Origin of the sequence: Cetobacterium sp. 2A, assembly GCF_014250685.1 — a bacterium.
Lineage (GTDB): Bacteria > Fusobacteriota > Fusobacteriia > Fusobacteriales > Fusobacteriaceae > Cetobacterium.
Map to the genome: position 1 here is coordinate 993,323 of NZ_JACFAJ010000006.1, position 24,366 is coordinate 1,017,688.

21 protein-coding genes and 1 other RNA gene are annotated in these 24,366 nt (G+C 28.9%); 18 read left to right on the forward strand and 4 right to left on the reverse strand.

The genetic code is table 11. From position 1 onward, the window contains the following. The first annotated feature begins 7 nt into the window (after positions 1–7). On the forward strand, positions 8–154 hold the full coding sequence (locus H3N56_RS08685) for a FeoB-associated Cys-rich membrane protein (protein ID WP_185880796.1): 147 nt from the start codon (positions 8–10) through the stop codon (positions 152–154). Positions 155–232: 78 nt separating this feature from the next. Further along, the gene (locus tag H3N56_RS08690; protein WP_185880797.1) at positions 233–1,111 is read left to right on the forward strand and encodes a YegS/Rv2252/BmrU family lipid kinase; all 879 of its coding nucleotides are present in this window, start codon (positions 233–235) and stop codon (positions 1,109–1,111) included. A gap of 13 nt (positions 1,112–1,124) precedes the next feature. On the opposite strand, the gene mgtA is transcribed toward H3N56_RS08690, so the two are convergent. The 4 genes from mgtA to H3N56_RS08710 form a co-directional block, all read right to left on the reverse strand. Next, positions 1,125–3,782, reverse strand: coding sequence for a magnesium-translocating P-type ATPase (gene mgtA, locus H3N56_RS08695; protein ID WP_185880798.1), 2,658 nt, complete (start codon positions 3,780–3,782; stop codon positions 1,125–1,127). 73 nt (positions 3,783–3,855) lie between these two features. Next, positions 3,856–5,427, reverse strand: a complete 1,572-nt coding sequence (locus H3N56_RS08700; RefSeq protein WP_185880799.1) for a ClC family H(+)/Cl(-) exchange transporter — start codon at positions 5,425–5,427, stop codon at positions 3,856–3,858. A 54-nt stretch (positions 5,428–5,481) separates the two neighbouring features. Continuing rightward, positions 5,482–5,580, reverse strand: an RNA gene (gene ffs, locus H3N56_RS08705) — signal recognition particle sRNA small type. A gap of 69 nt (positions 5,581–5,649) precedes the next feature. After that, a complete protein-coding gene (locus H3N56_RS08710; protein WP_185880800.1) occupies positions 5,650–6,426 on the reverse strand; it encodes a YlmH/Sll1252 family protein in 777 nt (258 codons plus the stop codon). 143 nt (positions 6,427–6,569) lie between these two features. Here H3N56_RS08710 and pssA point away from each other — a divergent pair, with 143 nt between their 5' ends. From pssA to nadD, 16 genes are all read left to right on the forward strand, one after another. Continuing rightward, positions 6,570–7,268, forward strand: coding sequence for a CDP-diacylglycerol--serine O-phosphatidyltransferase (gene pssA, locus H3N56_RS08715; RefSeq protein ID WP_185880801.1), 699 nt, complete (start codon positions 6,570–6,572; stop codon positions 7,266–7,268). 122 nt (positions 7,269–7,390) lie between these two features. Then, a complete protein-coding gene (locus tag H3N56_RS08720) occupies positions 7,391–9,544 on the forward strand; it encodes an ATP-dependent helicase (RefSeq protein WP_185880802.1) in 2,154 nt (717 codons plus the stop codon). Between the two features lie 11 nt (positions 9,545–9,555). Continuing rightward, the gene (gene lpxC / locus H3N56_RS08725; protein WP_185880803.1) at positions 9,556–10,386 is read left to right on the forward strand and encodes a UDP-3-O-acyl-N-acetylglucosamine deacetylase; all 831 of its coding nucleotides are present in this window, start codon (positions 9,556–9,558) and stop codon (positions 10,384–10,386) included. 19 nt (positions 10,387–10,405) lie between these two features. Further along, positions 10,406–10,834 carry a 3-hydroxyacyl-ACP dehydratase FabZ gene (fabZ, locus tag H3N56_RS08730; RefSeq protein WP_185880804.1) on the forward strand — a complete coding sequence of 143 codons (429 nt, stop codon included), beginning with the start codon at positions 10,406–10,408 and terminating at the stop codon, positions 10,832–10,834. Between the two features lie 13 nt (positions 10,835–10,847). Next, positions 10,848–11,621 carry an acyl-ACP--UDP-N-acetylglucosamine O-acyltransferase gene (gene lpxA, locus H3N56_RS08735; RefSeq protein WP_185880805.1) on the forward strand — a complete coding sequence of 258 codons (774 nt, stop codon included), beginning with the start codon at positions 10,848–10,850 and terminating at the stop codon, positions 11,619–11,621. Next, complete coding sequence (locus tag H3N56_RS08740; protein WP_185880806.1) at positions 11,621–12,424, forward strand: LpxI family protein; 804 nt, start codon at positions 11,621–11,623, stop codon at positions 12,422–12,424. The genes lpxA and H3N56_RS08740 overlap by 1 nt, the downstream gene beginning before the upstream one ends. After that, complete coding sequence (gene lpxB / locus H3N56_RS08745; protein WP_185880807.1) at positions 12,421–13,494, forward strand: lipid-A-disaccharide synthase; 1,074 nt, start codon at positions 12,421–12,423, stop codon at positions 13,492–13,494. Before H3N56_RS08740 ends, lpxB begins: the two co-directional genes overlap by 4 nt. Next, positions 13,494–15,308, forward strand: a complete 1,815-nt coding sequence (locus H3N56_RS08750) for an ABC transporter ATP-binding protein (RefSeq protein WP_185880808.1) — start codon at positions 13,494–13,496, stop codon at positions 15,306–15,308. Before lpxB ends, H3N56_RS08750 begins: the two co-directional genes overlap by 1 nt. A 19-nt stretch (positions 15,309–15,327) precedes the next feature. Beyond that, positions 15,328–16,068 (forward strand): ribonuclease PH, encoded by a 741-nt coding sequence (rph, locus tag H3N56_RS08755; protein ID WP_185880809.1) that lies wholly within the window; start codon positions 15,328–15,330, stop codon positions 16,066–16,068. Further along, a complete protein-coding gene (locus H3N56_RS08760; protein ID WP_185880810.1) occupies positions 16,068–16,670 on the forward strand; it encodes an XTP/dITP diphosphatase in 603 nt (200 codons plus the stop codon). The genes rph and H3N56_RS08760 overlap by 1 nt, the downstream gene beginning before the upstream one ends. 49 nt (positions 16,671–16,719) lie before the next feature. Next, on the forward strand, positions 16,720–18,042 hold the full coding sequence (gene hslU, locus H3N56_RS08765) for an ATP-dependent protease ATPase subunit HslU (RefSeq protein WP_185880811.1): 1,323 nt from the start codon (positions 16,720–16,722) through the stop codon (positions 18,040–18,042). 13 nt (positions 18,043–18,055) lie between these two features. Then, positions 18,056–21,571 (forward strand): chromosome segregation protein SMC, encoded by a 3,516-nt coding sequence (smc, locus tag H3N56_RS08770; protein WP_185880812.1) that lies wholly within the window; start codon positions 18,056–18,058, stop codon positions 21,569–21,571. A 15-nt stretch (positions 21,572–21,586) separates the two neighbouring features. Next, positions 21,587–22,591: a tetraacyldisaccharide 4'-kinase gene (lpxK, locus tag H3N56_RS08775; protein WP_185880813.1), complete on the forward strand. Its 1,005-nt coding sequence runs from the start codon at positions 21,587–21,589 to the stop codon at positions 22,589–22,591. Then, positions 22,592–23,344 (forward strand): hypothetical protein, encoded by a 753-nt coding sequence (locus H3N56_RS08780; protein ID WP_185880814.1) that lies wholly within the window; start codon positions 22,592–22,594, stop codon positions 23,342–23,344. It begins immediately after the preceding gene. Positions 23,345–23,349: 5 nt separating this feature from the next. Further along, a complete protein-coding gene (locus tag H3N56_RS08785) occupies positions 23,350–23,802 on the forward strand; it encodes a PTS sugar transporter subunit IIA (RefSeq protein WP_185880815.1) in 453 nt (150 codons plus the stop codon). Continuing rightward, complete coding sequence (gene nadD, locus H3N56_RS08790) at positions 23,802–24,359, forward strand: nicotinate-nucleotide adenylyltransferase (protein WP_185880816.1); 558 nt, start codon at positions 23,802–23,804, stop codon at positions 24,357–24,359. Before H3N56_RS08785 ends, nadD begins: the two co-directional genes overlap by 1 nt. Positions 24,360–24,366: the final 7 nt, after the last annotated feature.

The following is a 24,366-nucleotide window of genomic DNA, read 5'->3' on the forward strand; positions in this document are numbered from 1 at the left end:
GTTTTAAATGAAAACAATTTTTTTAATAACAATAGTGGCTGTAATAGCATACTTTTCTCTTAAAAGCGTAATAAAAATGTTTAAAGGTGAATCAGGATGTAGTTGTGGGTCAGATAAAAATAAATGTTCGTTCAAAGATAAATGTCACAAATAGAAGTCAATAAATCTAAATCTTGAATTTTAACGATGACTTTGGTAGAATCTATTCATTGGATAGTTAAGGAGTGATTTTATGAAAAAGGTAAAATTTATTTACAATCCTCATGCCGGAGAAAAAGTCATCTTAGAATATATAGATAAAATTATATATATGTATCAAAAAAAGGGATTTATTTTAGAACCATTTAGAATATCTTTTGAATTTGATATAAATGAAACCATAAGTGAGATGGATGACACGTATCATCATATTCTAATTTCTGGTGGAGATGGAACAATAAATCAAGTTATAAATTCCATGAAAAATAAGGGGCTAGATTTACCAATAGCAATTTTGCCGACAGGAACTGCAAATGATTTTGCAACACTTTTGGAAATAGACTCAGATATAGAAAAGGCAGTGGAGAAAATCCTAACTGGTGAGTTTAAAAGAATAGATTTGGGAAAGGCAAATGAGAAATATTTTGTAAATGTTTTTAGTTGTGGATTATTTACAGAAGTTTCTCAAAAGACTCCCTCAGTCTTAAAAAATACTTTTGGAAAATTGGCTTATTATTTGAATGGAATAAAAGAAATCCCACATTTTAAAAAAATTAATATTAAGGTTGAAACAGATTCGATAACGTTTTCTACTTCAGCCTTAGTTTTTTTTGTTTTTAATGGAAAAAGTGCTGGGAGTTTAAAAATTGCCTATAAATCAAAGGCTGACGATGGAATGTTAGATGTAATAATTTTTAAAAATGATGGATTAGCAGCAACTTTTAGTTCAGTTTTTAGATTTTTAAGAGAAGAACATTTGGATTATCCAGAAGGGGTAGTTCATTTTAAAACAAATAGAGTTAAGTTTACAGTCTTGGATGATATAAATACAGACATAGATGGAGAACCAGGGCCAAAATACCCAGTGGAAATAGAATGTATACAAGGTGGATTAAAAATACTGGGTATTTAGGACTGTTGTAAGCTTATAGCCATGTTTTGAATTTTTTAATATAAAAATATTTAACTATTAAAGTTAAAGTGAAGTATCCGATTAAAATTATAAATAGCCATAGAAAATATATTCCTGGGAGTTCCACAAACCCAATTATTTTTCCAAAATATGAAAAGGGAATAACCACTCCAATTGTTATAATTAAAAATGTTAAAATTAAAACAGGGGCAGACGCTGTAGACTGAATAAAAGGAATTTTTTCCGTTCTTATCATGTGGACGATTAAGACTTGAGTTAAAAGTCCTTCGACAAACCATCCTGATTGAAACAGCGACTGCATTCCTAAATTATTAGCCTTAAATATATACCACATCAAAATAAAAGTAGCTATATCAAATACAGAACTTAAAGGACCAATGCACAGCATAAATTTTTTCAAATCATTGGATTCCCATTTTCTGGGTTTGACCAAATATTCTTTGTCCATGTGATCCCAAGGAATAGAAGTTTGTGAAAAATCATATAAAAGATTCTGTATTAATAGTTGTATTGGAAGCATTGGTAAAAATGGTAAAAATGCACTAGCAATCAAAACGCTAAACATATTTCCAAAGTTTGAACTAGCTGTCATTTTAATATATTTATTAATATTTCCAAAAATTTTTCTACCTTCTATAACACCTTCTTCTAAAACCATTAAATTCTTTTCTAATAAAATTATGTCTGCTGATTCTTTCGCTATATCCACAGCTGTATCTACAGATATTCCTACATCTGCTTGTTTTAAAGCAGCACTATCATTTATTCCATCCCCCATATATCCAACTGTATGACCTAAAATTTGGAGTGCTTTGACAATTTTTGATTTTTGAACAGGAGATAATTTAGCAAAAACAGTAGTTTTTTCAACAGCTATTTGAAGTTCTTGATCACTCATTTTATCCATTTCATTTCCGAGTAAAATATTTTGAACTTCTAATCCAACATCCTTACAGATTTTTTTTGTAACAACATCATTATCTCCAGTCAAGATTTTTATTTTCAAACCATATTGTTCCAGTGCTTGAATTGCTTCTTTTGCATCGTCTTTAGGAGGATCTAAAAATCCAATATATCCAATGAGTATCATTTCATTTTCATCCTCTATTTTGAAATTTCCAACATGTTCTTCTCTTAATTTTTTTTTCGAAATTGCTATAATCCTCATACCTTGACTTGAAAGATAATCTACCATATCCATAATTTTACTTATAATCTCTGCATTTAGTTGTACGACTGTTTTGTTTGTTTCGGCAAACTTAGAGACTGATAAAATTTCCTCTACAGCTCCCTTTGTAATAACTTCCAAATTCTTATTACCATTTTCATCTGTAGAGTCCAAAATTACAGACATTCTTTTTCGAGTGAAATCAAAAGGAATTTCATCTACTTTTACATACTTATTTTGAAGATTAATTAAACCTTCTATATTTCCACGCTCTAAAATTGCCTTATCCATGAGATTTTTTAATCCCGTTTGGAAATAGCTATTTAGATAACCGTATTTTAAAACCCCTAGATCTTCTTCACCATCAATATTTAAGTGTTTTTGAACAACAATTCTATCTAGAGTTAATGTTCCTGTTTTATCGGTGCATAAAATGTCCATAGCTCCAAAATTTTGAATAGCTTCAAGCTTTTTAACAATGGTTCTTTTTTTTGAAAGACTAAGAGCACCTTTAGCCAAGTTCGTTGTCACTATCATTGGAAGCATTTCTGGAGTTAGTCCAACTGCTATAGATATACTAAAAAGAAATGATTCTAAAATATTTCCTTTGAATAAAATATTTATAATGAACACAATTGGAACCATAATACACATAAACTTTATTAAAAGCTTTGATACGTCATCTATTCCTTTTTCAAAGCTTGTTTTTACTCTGGTTGTCATAAACATTTCTTTCATGGATCCAAGGTATGTATTCTCACCAGTAGATATTATAATAGCTATGGCACTTCCACTTACAACACTTGTTCCTAAAAGTCCAATATTTTCAAGTTCAGAGGGTGTTATTTTATCAGTAATAATTTTTTTACATTCGGATATTTTTTCAACTGGTTCAGATTCGCCGGTAAGGGCGGACTGGCTTAAAAATAAATCCTTGGTAGCTAGAAGTCTAATATCAGCTGGAATCATATCACCTGCAGAAAGATGTATGATATCACCTGGAACAAGTTCTTTTATATTTTCTTCTTGAATATTATTACCATTTCTTTCTACAGCTGAAGTTGTTTTTATCAAAAGCTTTAAGTTTTCAGAAGCTATATTTGATTTGTATTCTTGAAAAAATTTAAGTAAACCTCCAAGTAAAACCATTATTGTTAGTACAATAATAGTTCTCCAACTTGCTTCACCTTCAGCCATAATAACATCGGTGATTACAGAGACTATGGCAAGTATTAATATAATTAAATTGAATGGATTTATGAAAGCTTTGAAAAGTTGCGTATACCAAGGTTTAGATTTATGATAAAGAATTTCATTTTTCCCAAATTTTTTCAATCGTTTGGTAGCTTCTTCGGAAGTTATACCACTTTTAGAACTTTCAAACTCCTTAAAAATTTGATCGCAGTTCATTTGACTATATTTTTTAAGTTCTTCAGTTTTATTTGAATATTTTATTTTAATCACCTCCTTTTGATTTTTCAATTATTTTCAGATTTTTCCTTCATTTGTTAAAATAAAAAAAGCCCTATAAACAAAAAATGTTTATAGGGACTTATTATTTTTCTGTACCCATATGATAAAGAAGCTCAGTGATTATTCTAGCTTTTTTCTCAGACATTAAAATGAAAAGTTTACTTCCAGATGAAATTCTAGTAGATCCAGAAGGGATTCTCTCGACTCCGTTTTCTTCTATTGCAACAATTAAAATTTCCTCAGGCCAAACGACTTCTGAAATTATTTTACCATCCAGATATGATTCTGCAATTATTGGAATGGTTATAACAGTTTTATTTGGATTTTCATCATCTTCAGGTTCATCTTTTTTCATTCTTTTATAAAGAATTTCGTATATTGGTTCTAATTTCATAATTTCAGTAACATAATAAGCAACCAAGGAAACTGTAGTAAGTGCTAAAAGATGTTCAAAACTTCCTGTCATTTCTAGAATTAAAATAATCCCAGTAATTGGAGCACGAACGACAGCAACAAAATATGCAGCCATTCCAAGAACCATATAATGAGGAATGAAGTCATAACCAACGTTTAAAACATTAATTAAAAATAGAGCATAAATTTTACCTAAAACAGCTCCTAGAACAAGCATAGGTAGAAATATTCCACCTGGAAAACTAGTTGAATATGAAATTGCAGTAAAAAACAACTTTATGAAGAATAGAATAATTAAAAACTTTAAAGTTGATTGACTGTGAACTAAAGTTTCAACTAAATCATGTCCACCACCACTGACCTCTGGTAAAATAAAGCAAAGAACAAATGATAGTGTCATAACAGATGAAATTTTTAACCATCTAGGTAGTGGGATACGAGTAAATGTATCTTGTGTTTTTATAAGCACAGTAGTAAATAACTTTCCAAAAATAGCTACTATAATTCCAAATAATATAAATAGTAAAAATTGGAAATATGGATTTATACTAAGAGGATAATTTACATGAAAAACAAAAGCTGGAGAAATACCGAATATCCTTCTTCCAACAAAATCTGAAGCGATACTAGCTAATAAAGTGCAAATTAAAAGTTTGGTAGAAAAATATTTATGTAATTCTTCTAAACTAAACATAACTCCGGCTAGAGGAGCACCAAAAGCTCCTGAAAGACCCGCACTTGCTCCACTTGTAACTAAATAATTAGTTTCCATTATATTTTTTTTGAAAATTTTTGAAAGTCCAAAAGCAACATAAGAACCTAATTGTACAGAAGGACCCTCTCTTCCCAATGAAAGACCAGCACCTATCCCTAAAAATCCACCTATAAATTTTCCTAATAATTCAGAAAACCATTTTTTATAAGTTAGTTTTCTTAAAATAATAGCCTTTACCTGTGGAACACCACTTCCAGAAGTAGTCGGCAATTTTCTATATATAAAATCTACAATAAAACCTATCAATATAAATAAAATCCAGATTTTAATTAAAAATTGTGGATCATTAAGTTGATTAAGAGTTAAGTATTTTGCCCTTAAAATGCTTGCGAATTTTAAGCAGTACCTGTAAAAAGAAACGATAAAACCAGTTAAAACACCTATTAAAAGACAAAGGAAGTATAAAGAAGAACTTTCTTTGTTTAAAAAATTGATATTGTCTTCACTACTAATTTTTTTTTCCATTAAATACCCGCCCAATTGAGAAATAGTAAATTAAAAAAAAGAGCCATGAATAGCCTCTAGGAAGAAAAAATTACACCCATATTCAATACCTTAATGCTGCTTCCTTCCGGATCTGACATGGTTCGATAAGAATACGCCGTAAAAATCTTGCCTATTGACTATTCATGACATTTATTATCTTAACATAAAAGAATATTATAGTCAATATAGTAATTGGGTGTTTTAAATAAATTTTCTTAGAGCTATTTTAAGTTTTCCCTTTTTGTTTTCACCTAGTTCATTTATGAAAATAAACTTTCCATTTTTTCTTACTGTTATGATATCTCCAACCTTTAATATTTTACTTTTATTTTTTTCAGAAATATAATTTATTAAAACTTCTCCCTTTTCAATGATGGATGTTGAGTCACCTCTTGATAGATCTCCAATGGATGAAATGATGTTATCTAGCCTATTTGAGGATACTGTAATAGTTAAATTTTCAAATCTAGATTCGGGAATTTCACTGCACTCTATTTCTGACATAGAGATTGGGATTTTTCCAATAGATGTTAAGTTGGAATTTATAAAATCATAGAGATCTTGGAAAACTACACAATAAGCGATGTTATTAAGAACAACTATATCTCCCAACATCTCTCTTTTAATTCTAAAACTCATAAGAGTACCTAAAAAATCCTTATGTTCTAGTATTTTAAATTTGTTTGTCCCATCTATTTTAAAGAAAGTGATTGGAGGGCTTAAATCTTCTTTGTTAAAATGTTTGGGATATATAGCAATCAGTTTTTTTTCTGAGTTAGAATTTAAACCAAAAGTAGAAAAATTTAAATTTGAAAAAAAATTGTTATTTTCTAATTTACTCCAAATTTGTGGGGGATAGAAGGTATCTGTATAAATAGGATAATCGATTTGTTCGCAGAGCATAATATCTTCAAAAAGTGTTGCTAAAAGGTATTCATCACATTCTTTAAAAATATTAAAAAATGATTTTTTATCCATATAAAATAACTCTCCTCTGTATTTTTTTTAAATTTTACCATAAATATAAGTAGAAAGAGTATGATTTTTTGTCATATTGATTTTATAGTGCAGGTATGATAGAATTATATAGATTTATACAAAAGGGGAGATGAGAAAAAAGTATGGTTGAAAAGAAATATATTGCACCCAATGCAATTACAGCAGCGAATATGTTCCTAGGGTATCTGAGTATAACTGCATCAATAAAGGGAGATTTTACGAAAGCAATCTGGTTCATTATATTAGCTATGATATGCGACGGACTTGATGGGAAAACTGCAAGAAAACTAGATGCATTTAGTGAATTTGGAAAAGAATTTGACTCGTTTTGTGATGCGATATCTTTCGGACTAGCACCAGCGATATTTGTATACTCGGTTTTAAATAAATTTCCAGAACTTAGTGCTTTTACAATACCGGTTTCATTTATATATGCATTATGTGGAGTTATGAGATTAGTAAAGTTTAATATAGTAACAACAGCTTCAAATGAAAAAGATGATTTTAGTGGAATGCCAATTCCAACAGGAGCTTCAATAGTATGTTCTTACTATATGTTTAATTATTATTTAAATCAAAGTTATGGAATAAATCTTTTCTCAACGGAATTATTTATTGGAATAACAATAATAGCGGCTATCTTAATGGTTAGTACAATTCCATTCCAAACACCGGATAAAGCGTTTAAATTTATTCCAAAATCAATGACAATACCATTTGTAATATTTGTAATAGCTACTTTAAAATATAGTTTATTTATACTTACTTGTTACTATATAGTTGCAAATTTAGTAAAAGTTTTTTCTCATAAAGCAGAGTAGTAAAAAACATTAAAATATATATAAAATACCCGATGTTACTTTCCTAAAAATGGTAAGAAGGATCGGGTATTTTAATTTGATTAACTATGGTTATCTATGATATAATTATTAAGGAGTAAAAAATGAGTATATTAAAAAAATTGAATCCAAAACAGCAGTCAGCAGCTAGTAAAATAGAGGGTGCCTTACTTATATTGGCAGGAGCTGGATCTGGAAAAACAAGAACTATAACTTTTAGAATTGCACATATGATTCAAGAACTTGGAATCTCACCATACAAAATATTAGCAGTGACATTTACAAATAAAGCTGCGAAAGAGATGAGAGAAAGAGTTGAGCTTTTAGTTGGGGAAGATGCTAAAAAAACTATGATATCTACATTTCACTCATTTGGAGTGAGACTTCTTAGAGTTTATGGAACTCAACTTGGATACTTTGTAAACTTTACTATTTATGATAGTGATGATCAAAAAAGAGCTGTAAAAAATATAATGAAAGAATTAGTTATAAAAGATAAGAATTTAACTGAATCAGTATTAGTTTCAAAAATTTCAAAATTGAAAGAGGAAGGAATTTCTCCAGAAGAGTATGAAAGAACAAATAAATTTGACTCAAATCATGAAATTGTATATGAAGTTTTTAAAAGATACAATTCAATGTTAAAACAAAATAATGGAATGGACTTTGCCGATATACTAGTGAATACTTATAAGATTCTTGAAATACCAGAAGTTTTGGAAAAAATTCAAGATAAGTTTCATTATATCATGGTTGATGAATATCAAGATACAAATAATATTCAGTATAAAATTATAAATAAAATAGCTTCTAAGTATAAAAATCTATGTGTAGTTGGAGATGAAAATCAAAGTATTTATGGATTTAGAGGAGCAAATATAAAAAATATTTTAGATTTTGAAAAAGATTATCCAAATGCAATGATAGTAAAACTTGAGGAGAACTATCGTTCCACTTCAGCTATACTAGATGCAGCTAATTCTGTTATTAAAAATAATAAAACTAGTAGAGATAAAAATCTTTGGACACAAAAACCTCAAGGAGAGTTAATTACTATCAAGAATTGTTCTGATGGAAGAGATGAGGTAAATTTTGTAATAGAAGAAATAGCAAAAAGAAAGAGTCAAGGTAAGTCATTTAAAGAGTTTACTATTCTTTATAGAACGAATGCACAGTCTAGAGTTTTTGAGGAGGGATTATTAAAGTATAATATTCCTTATAAAATATTTGGCGGAATGCAATTCTATCAAAGAGCAGAAATCAAAGATATAATAGCTTATTTGACGGTTATTAATAATAGTAGAGATAACATAAATTTAAATAGAATACTAAATGTTCCAAAGAGAAAGATAGGGGATAAAACAGTTGAGAAATTACTAATTTTTGCAAATGAGAATCAGTTGTCATTATTTGAAACAATTAGTAGAGCCGATGAGGTTCCAGGAATAACAGCTGGAGTTAGAGTAACTTTAAGTGAATTTTCAACAATGCTATCGGAGTTAATTGAACTGAGTCATGAAGTTAGTGTATCAGAGTTATTTGATAAACTAATATCATCGGTTGGGTATTTTACATATTTAAATTCGAACTATGGAGCTGAAGCAGAGGGAAGAATAGAAAATGTAGAAGAACTTAAAAACTCGATAGTAGAATTAGAAAAAGTTGTGGAATTTCTTTCCTTAAGAGAATATTTAGAAAATATATCTTTAGTTAGTGCAACAGATGAATTAGAAGAGGGAAGAGAATATGTTAAGTTGATGACAATTCATAACTCTAAAGGGTTAGAATTCCCTGTAGTATTTTTAGTTGGAGCTGAAGATGAGGTTTTTCCTGGAACAACAAAGGTTTTATTTAACAAGGAAGAGCTAGAAGAAGAAAGAAGACTTTGTTATGTAGCAATAACAAGAGCTGAAGAAAAGCTTTATATAACATATGCAAATAGTAGATATCTTTACGGAGATATGAGCTTTAGAACTAAATCTAGATTTATAGATGAGGTTCCTTCAAATCTTTTAGAGAATGTGAATCAAACTAAGGAACCCGAATTTAAATTTAAAAAAATGATTAAGTCTTCAGATTTAGATAAGACATCTAATGGAAATTATCCATATTCGGTTGGAGAAAAAGTAACCCATAAAAAATTTGGATTAGGAAGAGTAGTTGGAGTTAATGATAAAAAAATTGAAGTTCAGTTTGTAGATGGTAAAAGAGAAATAGCAATGGCTTTGGCAGATAAATTCTTAACAAAAGAAAGCTAGAGGAGGAAACTTTGAAAAGAAGCACACTAAATAGTGAAGTTATTTATGAAGGAATCGGTCTTCATAAAGGTGAAAATATAAAAATGAAACTTATTCCAAATGAAAATTCTGGAATAGTTTTTAAAAGAGTCGATTTAGAGTCTGGAAAAAATGAAATAGAACTTTCAATAGATAATACCTTTGATTTGACAAGAGGAACAAATCTGAAAAATCAGTATGGTGCAGAGGTCTACACAATAGAACATTTCTTATCAGCTCTATATATAATGGGAATTACAGATTTAATTATAGAATTAGATGGAAACGAGCTCCCTATATGTGATGGAAGTGCAAAAGTTTTCATAGAAATTTTAGAAAAAGTTGGAACTAAAGAAATCGAAGGATCTATTTTAAATCCAATAGTTATAAAGGAACCTATTTCAATTACACTTGGAGATAAACACGTAATTGGACTTCCTTTTGACGGATACAAGATTACATATTCAATTAAATTTGAGCACACATTTTTAAAATCTCAAATGATTGAATTTTTAATAGATGAATCAACTTACAAAAAAGAGGTTGCTCCAGCTAGAACATTCGGATTTGACTATGAAATAGATTATCTTAAGAAAAATAATCTAGCTCTTGGTGGAACACTTGAGAATGCAATCGTTGTAAAAAAAGATGGAGTTTTAAATCCAGACGGACTTAGATTTGAAGATGAGTTTGTAAGACATAAGATGTTAGATTTAATAGGAGATTTAAAAGTTTTAAATAGACCTATTAAGGGACATATAATTGCTATAAAAGCAGGACATGCTTTAGATATAGAATTTGCAAAGTTGTTATCGAATATTTAATTTTGGGAGGCAAAACAATATGACTTTAGATGTATTAGAAATAATGAAGAGAATTCCGCACAGATATCCATTCTTATTAGTGGATAGAATATTAGATATGAATAAGGAAGAAAACACAATTGTTGGACTAAAAAATGTTACTGTTAATGAAAACTTTTTTAACGGACATTTCCCAGGGCATCCAATAATGCCTGGAGTTTTAATAGTAGAGGGAATAGCTCAGTGTTTAGGAGTTTTAGTTATGGATGATTCAGAAGGAAAAGTTCCATATTTTGCAGCTATTGAAAATGTTAAATTTAAAGCACCAGTAAGACCAGGAGATCAGTTAATATATGAGGTAAAGGTAGATAAAATAAGAAGAAATATAGTAAAAGCAAGTGGAGTAGCCAAAGTAGATGGGAAAGTTGTAACAGAGGTAGCATTTACTTTTACTATTATGGATAAATAATAGGAGGAATAAAGTGATAGAGATTCATAGCACAGCTATAATCGAAGATGGGGCAGTGATTGAGGAGGGAGTGAAGGTAGGACCCTATTGTATAATTGGTAAAGATGTTAAAATAGGGAAAAATACAATTTTACAATCCCATATAGTTGTTGAAGGGATTACAGAAATTGGTGAAAACAATACTATTTACTCTTTCGTTTCTATTGGAAAAGCTTCTCAAGATTTAAAATATAAAGGTGAGGCTACAAAAACTATTATAGGTAATAATAATAGTATTAGAGAATTTGTAACTGTTCATAGAGGAACAGATGATAGATGGGAAACTAGAATCGGAGACAACAATTTACTTATGGCATATGTTCATGTAGCTCATGATGTTATAGTTGCAGATAATTGTATATTAGCAAACGGAGTAACATTAGCAGGACATGTAACAGTAGATAGTCATGCAATAATAGGTGGATTAACTCCAGTTCATCAGTTCTGTAGAATAGGATCTTTTGCAATGATTGGAGGCGGAAGTGCTGTAAATCAAGATATCTGTCCATTTGTAATGGCAGAAGGAAATAAAGCAGAAGTTAGAGGTTTAAATAACTTAGGACTTAGAAGAAGAGGATTTTCAGAAGAAGAACTTTCAAATCTTAAAAAGGCTTATAGAGCAATCTTTAGAAAGGGATTACCTTTAAAAGAGGCTTTGGCTGAATTAGAAAAAGATTATCCAAATGATAAAAATATATGTTATCTTGTAGACTTTATAAAAAATAGTAGCAGGGGGATAACTAGATAATGAGTAAAATTGGAATAATAGTGGGCAGCGGTAAGTTGCCCCTGTATTTCTTAGAGGAAGCTGAATCAAGAGAGATAGAGGCCTATCCTCTAGGACTTGTGGATGATGTAGATGAAAAAATAAAGACTCATAAAAATTATAAAAAATTTAATATTGGTGAGATAGGAAGTATTGTAAAATATCTTATTTTAAATGATATAAAAGAAGTTGTAATGCTTGGAAAGATTGAAAAAAATACTCTTTTCAAGAAAATGAATTTAGATTTTTATGGAGAGGAACTGTTGAAAAGACTTCCTGATAGGAAGGATGAGACTCTCCTTTTTGGTGTTATCTCATTTTTAAGATTGAATAAAATAAAAGTTTTACCTCAAAATCACCTTCTAAAGAATTTTATGTTCGAGGAAAAATCTTATACTAATAGAAAACCAAGTTTAGATGATGAAAAAACTATAAAAATAGGTATAGAGGCAGCAAAAGCTCTTAGCAAAGTTGATGCAGGTCAAACTGTTGTATGTAAAGATTCGTCAGTGGTTGCTCTAGAAGGAATAGAAGGAACAGACAAGACTATAAAAAGAGCGGGAGAATTAGCAGGAGAAGACTGTATAATTGTAAAAATGTCTAGACCGCAACAAGATATGAGGGTTGATATTCCGGCAGTCGGAATAGAAACTGTAAAAAAAGCAATAGAGATAAGAGCAAAGGGGATAGTGGCAGAATCTAATAAAATGCTATTTTTAGATTCAAAAGATGCTATAGAACTTGCAAATAAAAACAATATATTTATAACTGGAGTGAAAATATGAAAATATTTGTTTCGTCAGGGGAAGTTTCTGGAGACCTACATTTATCTTATTTAGTAAAAAATATTTCAAAGATAGATAGTAGTGTTAAATTTTATGGAGTAGCTGGAGAGCATAGTAAAAGAGCTGGAGTTTACATAACTCAAGATATAAAAGAGCTAGCTATTATGGGTTTTACAGAGGCTTTAAAAAAATATAAATTTTTAAAGAAAAAATCAGAAGAATATTTGAAATTTATAAAAGATGAAAAAATTGAAAAAGTTATTTTAGTTGATTATGGTGGATTTAATTTAAAATTTTTAGAGTTATTAAAAAAAGAGTTGCCTGAAGTAGAGGTATTTTTTTACATCCCTCCTAAATTATGGATTTGGGGAGAAAAAAGAATTGAAAAATTAAGACTTGCAGATCATATTATGGTTATTTTTCCTTGGGAAGTTGAATTTTATAAAAAACATAATATAGATGCTATTTATTTTGGGAATCCATTTTCTGAAAAATATTCTTTGATAGATAGAATTGAAGATAAAATATTGTTGCTTCCTGGAAGTAGAAAGCAGGAGATAAAATCTTTACTACCTATAATGTTAGAAGTTGTAAAAAAAAATCCGACTGAAAAATATTTACTAAAGCTTTCTTCAGAGAAGCATTTAGAGTGGATAAACGATAACTTAGAAAATTATACCAATTTAGAGATAGATTGTAATATTGATTTATTAGAAGCTGTTAAAAAATCTAAAGTTGCAATTGCAGCTTCAGGAACAGTTACTCTTGAACTCGCACTTATGGGTCTTCCTACAGTTGTAATTTATAAAACAGGAGCTATAAACTATTTCATAGCTAAATATATACTGAAAGTTGGATACGTTTCATTACCAAATTTAACTATAAATGATGAGGTATTTCCAGAGTTGTTGCAAAATGATTGCGAAGCAGAGAAAATTGACATAGCTGTAAAAAATATTTTAGAAAATAAAATAGAAGTAGAAAATAAATTAAGAGTAGTTAGGCAAAAACTTTCAGGAGAAAATATAACAGAAAATTTTGCCAAATTTTTATTGAAAGGAAAAAAATAATGGAAAATAGATTTGATGCAAAATTATTAAAACTATTTCATAACAAATCTTTGAATAGTTTTTTAAAATATAGTTTAAGATATAAAGGGTGGATGGTTGGAGTAATTATACTGTCGACAATTACATCTTTAGCTAGTGCTGTACCAGCATGGTTAAGCAAATACCTGATAGATGATGTGTTGGTTTCTAAAAATGCCAAAGCTATGATATTAGTATTAGCAGGGATATTTATTTCAACTTTAATTAAAGTTGTTACAGATTATTATGCTGAAATTTCCTCAAGTTTTGTAACTGAGAAAATTAGAAGAGATATAAAAGTTGATGTTTTTAGCCATTTACAGAATTTACCTATAGCTTATTATAAAAAAAATAAATTAGGAGACATAATGGCAAGACTTTCAGGAGACTCTTCAACTCTTGGAAGAATAGGATTTATGCTATTTGATATGTTAAAAGAGTTTTTAACTGTTTTAGCCCTTCTTTTCAGAATGTTTCAGGTTGATTTTGTATTAGCTCTGGTATCTTTAACAGTACTTCCAGCCATTTTTTCTGTTGTAAAAAAATACACTAAAAAAATAAGGAAATCTGGAAGAATTAGACAAGATACAATGGGTGGAGTTACGGCATTTATGCAGGAATCTCTATCTGGAGTTGGAGTTATTAAAGCATTTAATAATTCAGAAGTTATAATAGAAAAATATAAAGATATAACTCAAGATGAGTTCAATAAAATTATAAAAGCTAATAAAATAAAAGCTAAAATTTCTCCAATTAACGAACTTCTTGCAACAATGATGATACTTATAGTAGCAGGTTACGGAGGATATCAGATAATTGTTAAAGGGAATATGACTGCTGGAGATTTAGTTTCATTTGTTACAGCTGTTGGACTTATGCAACAACCTTTAAAGAGATTGGTAAGAAGAAACGGAGAACTTCAAGAGGCTCTTCCTTCTGCAGATAGAGTAATTGAAATATTGGATGAAGAAAAAGAAAATGATTGTATTACTGAAGAAATAAAATCGATGAAGAATCCTATAAAAAGTATATCTTTTGAGAATGTTGACTTTACATATGATGATGGTAAAAAGTTAGTATTAAAAGACTTCAATTTAACAGTTAAAGCGGGCGAAGTAGTTGCTTTAGTTGGACAGAGTGGAAGCGGGAAAACAACTCTAGTAAATTTAATTCCAAGGTTCTATGATGTGACATCAGGGAATATAAAAATAGATGATATAGATATAAGAGAGTTTTCTTTAAAAGAGTATAGGAATCATATTGGAATAGTTCCGCAAGAAACTTTCCTATTTAGTGGAACTATTGCAGATAATATAGGGTTTGGTAAAAAAGGTGTGAGTAGAGATAAGATAATAGAAGCAGCTAAAATGGCAAATGCTTATAAATTTATAGAAGAGTTGCCAGATGGATTTGAGACAGAAGTTGGAGAAAGAGGGGTTCTTCTTTCTGGTGGACAAAAGCAAAGAATCGCAATAGCTAGAGCTCTTATTCAAAATCCCGATATAATGATACTAGATGAAGCTACATCGGCTTTAGATACTGAATCAGAAAGATTGGTACAAGAGGCATTAGATAAATTAATGGTTGGAAGAACAACTTTTGTTATAGCACATAGACTTTCAACGATAGTAAATGCTGATAAAATTGTGGTGATGAAACACGGTGAAATAAAAGAAGTTGGAACTCATGAAGAACTTATGAGATATAATGGACCTTATAGAAGTTTATATGAAATTCAATTTGGAGAACAAAAACAAGTAATAGAAACAGAAGAAATAGAAATAGACTACGTATAATAGAGAGGATGAAATAAAAATGACACATATAACAAGAGAAGACGGAAGAGTAATCAATGAGAAAAGAGAGGTTAAAATAACTAGAAACTACACTATATATGCAGAAGGGTCAATACTTATTGAAGTTGGAAACACTAAGGTAATATGTACTGCAACAGTTAGTGAAAAAGTACCTCCATTTATGAGAAATCAAGGGAAAGGTTGGATAACAGCTGAATACTCAATGTTACCAAGAGCAACTGACGAGAGAAACCAAAGAGAATCTGTTAAAGGAAAACTTGGTGGAAGAACTATGGAGATTCAAAGATTGATTGGAAGATCTCTTAGAGCTTGTATTGATTTAGAGAAATTAGGAGAAAGAACAATAACAATAGATTGTGATGTAATTCAAGCAGATGGTGGAACAAGAACAGCATCAATAACTGGTGGATATATTGCTCTATCTCTTGCAATGGAAAAATTACTTAGAAATGGAACTTTAAAAGAAAATCCATTAGTTTCAAATATAGCTGCTATCAGTGTTGGAATAGTTAAAGGTGTGGCAATGCTAGATTTAAAATATACTGAAGATTCAGCAGCAGAAGTAGATATGAACGTAATCATGAACTGTAAGGGAGAATTCGTTGAAATCCAAGGAACTGGAGAAGAATCAACTTATACTAGAAAAGAGTTAAATGATATGTTAGAACTTGCTGAAAAAGGAATACAAGAATTAGTAGAAGTTCAAAGACAACAGCTTAGAGAGGAGTATTCAATATAATGAAAATCTTTTTAGCTACTGGGAATAAAAAGAAAATAAATGAAATAACAAAAAATTTAGATGGGAATTTAGACGGAAATAAGTATGAAATATTATCAATTAATGATGGAATTGAAATTCCAGAGGTAGTTGAAGATGGAGACACTTTTGAAGCTAATTCTCAAAAGAAAGCATTAGAAATAGCGAAATTTACTGGAATGGTTACAATAGCGGATGATTCTGGACTTTGTGTAGATGCACTAAATGGTGCTCCTGGGATTTATTCTGCTAGATATTCTGGAGAAGATGCAACAGATGAAAAAAATAATGAATTATTAATTAAAAACTTGTCAGGAATAGAAAATAGAGCAGCAAAATTTGTATGTGTAATAAGTTTAGCTAAGCCAAATGGAGAAGTTTACTCATTTAGAGGTGAATACGAAGGTGAGATAATAGATACTCCTAGAGGTGGAGTAGGGTTTGGATATGACCCATACTTTTATGTAAAAGAGTATGGAAAAACTTTTGCAGAAATGCCAGAGATAAAAGTTAAGGTTAGTCACAGAGCTAGAGCTTTAGAAAAGCTGAAGTTAGGAATAGAAAATATCTTAAAAAACTGCTAACCTATACGGGTTAGCTTTTTTAGAAAACTAAAAAATCAGGAGGAAAAGTATGAAAGAAAACTTAACGCCTAAAAAAATCGTAGAAGAATTAGATAGATATATAGTTGCACAAGAAGATGCTAAAAAGAATGTAGCAATATCTTTAAGAAATAGATATAGAAGAAAAAATGTAGAAGATGAAATAATGAGAAGAGAAATAACACCTAAAAATATAATTCTTATGGGACCAACAGGGGTTGGAAAAACTGAAATAGCTAGAAGATTAGCAAAAATAGCAAACGCACCATTTTTAAAAGTTGAAGCTACAAAATATACTGAAGTTGGATACGTTGGAAAAGATGTTGAAAGTATGATTAAAGATTTACTAGCCATGGCAATTAGAAGTTTAAAAGATGAAAAAATAGAAAAAATGAGATCAACATTTTATGATTTAGCTATTGAAAAAATTGCTCGTTATCTTAAACCATTGGATATATTAAATGAAGATATTAAAAAAAATCTTTTAGAAAAAATAAAATCTGGAGATCTTGATGATTCAGAAGTAGAAATCGATAAAAAAACAAACTCTAAATTATATGGAGATACACATATGATAGAGGTTATTTCTCCTGGAGCTGAAGAGATGAATGAGGCTATTGAAAATATAGTTTCAAGTCTTGGTGGTAAAAATTCTAGAAAAATAAAAATGAAGGTTAAAGATGCTATAAAAGTAATTCTAGATCAAGAAATTGAAAGTAGAATAGATATGGAAGAACTAATACCAGAAGCAATATTGAGAGTTGAACAAGATGGAATAATATTTATAGATGAGATAGATAAGATAGCAGAAAGAGAAGGTTCAACAAGAGGAGAGGTTTCTAGACAAGGAGTTCAAAGAGATATTCTTCCGATTGTTGAAGGAACTACCGTGATGACAAAATATGGAGCAGTTAGAACAGATCATATTTTATTTATAGCTGCTGGAGCGTTTACTCTTTCATCACCTTCAGATTTAATGCCAGAACTTCAAGGAAGATTTCCTATTAGAGTTAAACTAAAAAGTCTTGAAAAAGAAGATTTTATAAAAATTTTGACAGGAATAGAGTATAATATTTTAGAGCAGTATAAAGAACTTCTAAAAACAGATAATGTCGAGTTAAGTTTTTCAAAAATTTCTATAGAAAGAATAGCTGAAGTTGCTATTGAATTAAATGAAAATATTGAAAATATAGGAGCTAGAAGACTTGCTGGTGTTGTAGAAGGGATACTTAAAGATATAATGTTTGAAGCTCCTTACGAGAAGTTAACAAAGATAAAAATAGATAAGAAGCTTATTGATAAAATTTTTAAAATGGAGTATGAAGAGGAAAATTTAGATAATTATATAATGTAGTATGGGAGAAGAAATGTATTTAAAGGGTGTAGAGATTTGTGGATTTAAATCTTTTGGTGAAAGGATTTATATAGAGTTTAACAGTGGAATAACATCAATAGTTGGACCAAATGGAAGTGGAAAGTCAAATATACTAGACGCAATACTTTGGGTTCTAGGAGAGCAGTCTTATAAAAATATTAGAGCAAAAGATAGTGGAGATGTTATCTTCTCTGGAGGAGAGAAAACAAAAGGTGCTAATTATGCCGAAGTATCATTATTTATAGATAATAAAGATAATTTTTTTCCAATTGAGCAACAAAATATAAAAATTACTAGAAAAATGCATAGTACTGGAGAAAATGATTATTTAATAAATGATAAGAAAGCAAGATTAAAGGATATTAGTGATTTATTTTTAGATACTGGTGTTGGTAAAAGTGCTTATTCAGTTATTGGTCAAGGAAAAGTAGAGAGAATAATATCTTCTTCTAATAAAGAAATAAAAGGAATAATTGAAGAAGCTGCAGGAGTAAAAAAATTCCAAATAAGAGGAATGGAAGCTAGTAAAAAATTAGATGGAGTTCAAAATGAGTTAGAAAAAATTTCTTTAATTTTAAATGAAGTTGGGGATAATAAAAAAAAGGTAGAAAAACAAGCTGAAAAAGCTATGGAGTATATAACTCTTAAAAGTGACAAAGAAACTTTGGAAAAGGCTATTTTAGAGTATGATTTAAATGAAAAGACTGCTATTTTTTATAATAGTAATAAAGAAAAACTTAGATTAACTGAAAATATAGAATTATTGGAAAATGAATTTTTAGACTCAGAGTCCAATTTAGAAAAAGTTGATAATGAAAGAAAAGAGATTAGAAAAAAAATTGAGGAATATTCAAATGAAAATATAAATCTTAAAACTTCTATAGAGGAATTTGAAAGAGAAAGAGTTAGATTAAAGGAAAGAGAAGAATCGTTCTCAAGAGAATTTTCTCAAAAAAATGAAACTGAAAATATAACAAAATTAAAGTTAGAGACTAAAAATAATTTTTTAAAGAATCTTTCTGAAGAAAAAATAGAAGTAGAGAAAAGAATTGCAGATATTGAAGAGAAAAATAGATCCTTCGAGACAAAGATAAAATCTTTAGAGTCTGTAAAGAAGGAAAAAGAGATATCTATTGAATTAAAGAAAAGAAAAATAATGGATTTAGAAGTTGAGAAGTTAAAGCTACTAAACGAAATAGAAAATTCATCTAGAAGGATGAAAGGTAGTAACTCAAAAGTAAATGCTCTAAAAGAAGAGGAAGCTACATCAAATGAAAAATTAAGTAAAAATGAAATAGAACTTTCAGGAGCTATAAAGAATAAAAAAGATAGAGATGAGAGATTAAAAGAAATTGAAAATAAACAAATTGAATTAGAAAAAAATATTACAGAATATAGCCAAGAAATAAACAGACTGTCAGAATCTTTAAGAAGCTGTGAGTTTGAAGAGAAAAGATCATCTGCTAAGTTACATACTCTTCTTAGAATAGAAGAGAGTAACGAAGGTTTTTATAAGGGTGTTAAAGAAATATTGAATGCTAAAATAGCTGGAGTTGAAGGAGCTTTTATAAGTTTAATAAACGTTTCTGAAAAATTTGAAAAAGCCATGGAAGCTTCAATTTCTGGGAATCTACAGGATATAGTTGTAACAACTAGCCAAGTTGCAAAACAATGTATAAGTATACTTAAAGAGAAAAAAATGGGAAGAGCTTCTTTCTTAGCTTTAGATACGATTAAAGTTGGAACGTTAAGAGATATTCCAAAAGATACAGGAGTTGTAGGTAGAGCTTCAGAACTTATTAGCTTTGACCAAAAATATAAAAAAGTTGTAGATATGTTACTAGGAAATATTTTAATAGTGGAAAATATTGATATAGCTTTAGAACTTTTAAAGAATAATAAATTTGGTGGAAATATAGTAACTCTAAGCGGAGAATTATTAAGTGGAAGAGGAAGAATAACTGGTGGTGAAATAACAAATTCAGCAGTTTCTGCAATTTTTGAAAGAAAAAAAGAGATAAAAGTTTTAGAAGAACTTACAGGAAAGTTAAAAAAACAAGTTGAAGAAGAAAATAAAAAACTTGAGAATTTAAATAAAAATTTAGAAATTTTTGAAAAAGAAATAAGTGAGATTGATGCATTAGAAGATAATGCAAAAAAACAAGTTAGAATTGCTGAAGAGACATTTAATGATTTAAAAGATAAAAACAGCAGAATAATTAAAGAATTAAGAATTATACAACTGGAACTTCAAGAAGAAGAAAATTATAGTAGAGAATATGAAAAAAGAATAAATCTATCAGAGACCGAAAAAGAAAGTATTGAAAGAATGATTGAAGAAATTAGAAAAACTTTAGAAAAAGAACAAGTAGAGATTAAAGATAGCTCTGTTGTTATTGCGAAGTTAAAAGATGAATCATCAGATGTCAGAATTTTATATCTAAATAGTCAAGATAGATATATTCAAATAGAAAAAGAGATGTTAAAAGAAAAAGCAGAGAAGAGACAAATAGAATCTGAAATTGAAAAAAATGGGCTTAGAATGTTAGAAATAAAAAAAGAGCTTGAAAATATATCAGAAAGAGCGGATAATATAACAGAAGAAATAAAAAAAATGGAAACAAAATTTGAGTTTGAAAATAGAGAACTTTCAGAATTGAAAAAAAATAGCGAAATTTTAGAAGAAGTGGAAAAAGATCTTATAAAAAGAGGGAAAGATTTAGAGTCTAAATCTTTTAAGGAAAGAGAGCTATTAAACAAAGAGATAGAAAAAGTTGAGAGATTAAGTGGTGAAATTTCTAAAATAGAATCAAAATTAGAAACTTTGGAAGGAATATTCTCTAAAGAGATAGATATATCTAAACTAAATGATTTAAGAATGCTTGTAGTTAATCTTGATATGAAAGTTAAAGGGTTCCAAACTGTAAATTTACTAGCTGTAGAGGAATTTGAGGAGTTAAATAAAAAATACGAATTTATGAACGCCCAAAGAGAAGATTTAGTAAATGGGGAGAGAACTTTATCAAAACTTATAAAAGAGATTGAAAAAACTATTGAAGAAAGATTCTTACAGGCATATAATGAAATAGATAAGAATTTTAATGAGATGTGTATGGAAACTCTTGATAACTCAGAAGGGAAATTATCTCTGCTAAATGCAGAAGAGTTTTCAAACTGTGGGATAGAGATATTTGTTAAGTTCAAAAACAAAAAGAAACAATCTTTATCATTACTATCTGGTGGAGAAAAGTCTATGGTAGCAATAGCATTTATTATGGCAATATTTATGTATAAACCAAGTCCATTTACGTTTTTAGATGAGATTGAAGCTGCTTTAGATGAAAAAAATACAAGGAAATTAATTGGTAAACTAAAGGAATTTACGGATAGATCCCAGTTTATTTTAATTACTCACAATAAAGAAACTATGAGAGCATCGGATTCTTTATTTGGAGTAACAATGAATAAAAAAATAGGTATATCAAAATTGGTTCCTGTAAAACTTTAGTAAGAAGAGGGACATATGAAAATTTTATCGTATATATATTTTTTTATAACTTCCTTTAGAAATTGGCTCTATGATAAAAATATTTTAAAAGTATTTAAAGTTGAAGATGTGGAGATAATTTGTATTGGAAATATAACAGTAGGCGGAACTGGAAAGACACCGGCAGTTCAATTTTTTGCTAAAAAACTCCAAGATATGGGGAAAAATGTAGCAATAGTTTCAAGAGGTTATAAAGGGAAAAGAAAACACGAACCGCTTTTGGTGAGTGATGGAAAAACAAGATATGCAACTCCAATTGAAAGTGGAGATGAACCCTATTTACATGCTTTAAATTTAAAAGTTCCAATAATAGTTGGAAAAAATAGATACAAAGCTTGTTTGTTCGCGAAAGAAAAATTTAATGTGGATACAATTATATTAGATGATGGATTTCAGCATAGAAGGTTAAAAAGAGATAGAGATATAGTTTTAATAGATGCTACGAATCCATTTGGTTGGAGAGCACTCTTGCCTAAAGGAACCTTGAGAGAAGATTTTGAAGGTGGATGTAAAAGGGCTAGCGAATTTATAATAACTAAATCTGATTTAATAGAAGACAGAGATTTGGAAAAATTAAAGAGATTTTTTAAAACTAGATTTGGAAAACCAGTATCTATTGCAAAACATGGTGTAACATCTTTATGTGATATGGAGGGAAATCCTAAACCTTTGTTTTGGTTAGAAGGTAAAAGAGTTCTTTTATTTTCAGGATTGGCTAATCCTTTGAATTTTGAAAAAACGGTGATATCTTTGAAACCAAGTTATATTGAAAGAGTTGATTTTATGGATCATCATAGTTTTAAACCAAAGGATATGGAGCTTATAAAAAAACGTGCTGAAAATATGCATGCTACATTCATAATAACAACTGAAAAAGATTTGGTGAAGTTACCAAAGAATTTAGATATAGAAAATCTTTATGTTTTGAAAATAGAATTTACTATGTTGGAAGATAACAGTTTAGAAAATATGGAGGATTAAATGAATAGATTAGAGAATCTACTTGAAGAAGTAGAACTTCTAGACAAAAGAGCTTATTTTACAATAGATCAAAATGGAATAAAAAGAAAAGAAATGAATATGGCAATTCCATCTTTAGCATTTATAAAGGATGAACAACTTTTTGAAGAAATTTTAGAAAGTTTAGTAGATCCGAAAGAAAGAGTTAAATTAAAATCTATCGATAGAATGAGTAGTTTAGAACTAAGCAAATTAAAAGATAATTTTATAAAAATAATGGCTAATGGAGATTTAGATTTTTCTAAAAGATATGGAAAAGAATTGGCTCTAAGAGATAAAGAAAGTTTTTTGAAACTTCTTTATGAGATATCTCTTATGGAAAATATAGAATTTTTAAAACCTTTAATGGCCCTTTCACTGGAAGAAATATTAAAAACAAATGAATGGAATGATAATATATGGTATTTAGTAATATCGTATTTTACTAAACAAAGATTTGATTTTTCAGGATTTGAAAGTGCAGATACATTAGATGTTTCTAAAGAAAGTTTAATGAAAGAAGTTTTAGAATCAAAAAAATATCTGGAGAATAAAGAGGGATTAGCTCTATTATCATACGTTTTAGTATTACAAAAATATAACTATAAAAATGAAAATAAATTTATATTCCTTGCAAAAGATAAATTAGAAAAAATTAAATCAATGAAAAAATTAAAACAACTATCAGAGATTGAAGAAAAAATATTTCAGAGTTTATTTCTTAAGGAGGAATAAAAAACATGATTTCCTATTTTAATAGCAAATTAATTAATTATATGGATAATGAGAATAAAGATAAAAATGAAATTTTAAAAAATTTAGTTGACCTTATAAAAAATAATAGTGATGCTTTGGATAATCAGGAAATTTTTTATAACCAAATAATTGAAAGAGAATCAATAGGAAGTACAGGAATAGGTATGGGAATAGCCATTCCTCATGCAAGGTCTGAAAGTATTAGTAAAATTGTGGTAGCTGTTGCATTGCTTAAAAATCCAGTTAACTTTAATTCACTAGATGGAGTTGCAGTTAAATTGGTTGTTATGGTTGGAGCTCCCAAAGAACAAAGTAAAGAATATTTAGGACTTCTTTCGACTTTAGCTAGAATATTTAGAAATAACCAATATAGAGAAAGAATATTAGAGTGTTCCAATACAGAAGAGTTATTGGAGGCCATTGCGGAGTTGAAGTAATGAGAATTGGAATATATGGAGGTAGTTTTAATCCTATACATAATGGACACATAGCTGTTTCTCAATTTGTAATAGAAAAGTTAAAACTAGATAAACTTATAATTGTTCCTGTTGGAAATCCATCTCATAGAGATAATAATCTTTTAGATGGGCAGTTAAGATTTGAAATGTGTAAAAGAGCGTTTGAAGAAAATGATAAAATAGAGGTTTCAGATATAGAGATTTTATCTAATCAGAAGAGTTATACATATGACACTCTTATAAAATTGATGGAAAAATACAAAGATGGAGATTTTTATGAGATAATAGGCGAAGATTCTGCAGAATACTTTACTAAATGGAAAGAATACAAAAAAATATTGCAACTTTCAACGGTTGTTGTACTAAAGAGAAAAGGATATAAAAGTTTTCTTTCTGGAAAAAAGATATTAAATCTAGAAAGCCCATATTTTAATTATTCGTCTACTGAGATTAGAAGAAAAATAAGGGATGGAGAAAGTATTTCTGATTTTGTTCCTAAAGATATAGAAAAGTTATTATTAAAACAGAGGATGTAATATTACA

Excerpts from the sequence above, each read along its gene's own strand:
- H3N56_RS08685 (WP_185880796.1), top strand. The coding sequence starts at position 8 with ATGAAAACAATTTTTTTAATAACAATAGTGGCTGTAATAGCATACTTT.
- H3N56_RS08690 (WP_185880797.1), top strand. The coding sequence starts at position 233 with ATGAAAAAGGTAAAATTTATTTACAATCCTCATGCCGGAGAAAAAGTC.
- H3N56_RS08700 (WP_185880799.1), bottom strand. The coding sequence starts at position 5,427 with ATGGAAAAAAAAATTAGTAGTGAAGACAATATCAATTTTTTAAACAAA.
- H3N56_RS08710 (WP_185880800.1), bottom strand. The coding sequence starts at position 6,426 with ATGGATAAAAAATCATTTTTTAATATTTTTAAAGAATGTGATGAATAC.
- pssA (WP_185880801.1), top strand. The coding sequence starts at position 6,570 with ATGGTTGAAAAGAAATATATTGCACCCAATGCAATTACAGCAGCGAAT.
- H3N56_RS08720 (WP_185880802.1), top strand. The coding sequence starts at position 7,391 with ATGAGTATATTAAAAAAATTGAATCCAAAACAGCAGTCAGCAGCTAGT.
- fabZ (WP_185880804.1), top strand. The coding sequence starts at position 10,406 with ATGACTTTAGATGTATTAGAAATAATGAAGAGAATTCCGCACAGATAT.
- H3N56_RS08740 (WP_185880806.1), top strand. The coding sequence starts at position 11,621 with ATGAGTAAAATTGGAATAATAGTGGGCAGCGGTAAGTTGCCCCTGTAT.
- lpxB (WP_185880807.1), top strand. The coding sequence starts at position 12,421 with ATGAAAATATTTGTTTCGTCAGGGGAAGTTTCTGGAGACCTACATTTA.
- H3N56_RS08750 (WP_185880808.1), top strand. The coding sequence starts at position 13,494 with ATGGAAAATAGATTTGATGCAAAATTATTAAAACTATTTCATAACAAA.
- rph (WP_185880809.1), top strand. The coding sequence starts at position 15,328 with ATGACACATATAACAAGAGAAGACGGAAGAGTAATCAATGAGAAAAGA.
- H3N56_RS08760 (WP_185880810.1), top strand. The coding sequence starts at position 16,068 with ATGAAAATCTTTTTAGCTACTGGGAATAAAAAGAAAATAAATGAAATA.
- hslU (WP_185880811.1), top strand. The coding sequence starts at position 16,720 with ATGAAAGAAAACTTAACGCCTAAAAAAATCGTAGAAGAATTAGATAGA.
- smc (WP_185880812.1), top strand. The coding sequence starts at position 18,056 with ATGTATTTAAAGGGTGTAGAGATTTGTGGATTTAAATCTTTTGGTGAA.
- lpxK (WP_185880813.1), top strand. The coding sequence starts at position 21,587 with ATGAAAATTTTATCGTATATATATTTTTTTATAACTTCCTTTAGAAAT.
- H3N56_RS08780 (WP_185880814.1), top strand. The coding sequence starts at position 22,592 with ATGAATAGATTAGAGAATCTACTTGAAGAAGTAGAACTTCTAGACAAA.
- H3N56_RS08785 (WP_185880815.1), top strand. The coding sequence starts at position 23,350 with ATGATTTCCTATTTTAATAGCAAATTAATTAATTATATGGATAATGAG.
- nadD (WP_185880816.1), top strand. The coding sequence starts at position 23,802 with ATGAGAATTGGAATATATGGAGGTAGTTTTAATCCTATACATAATGGA.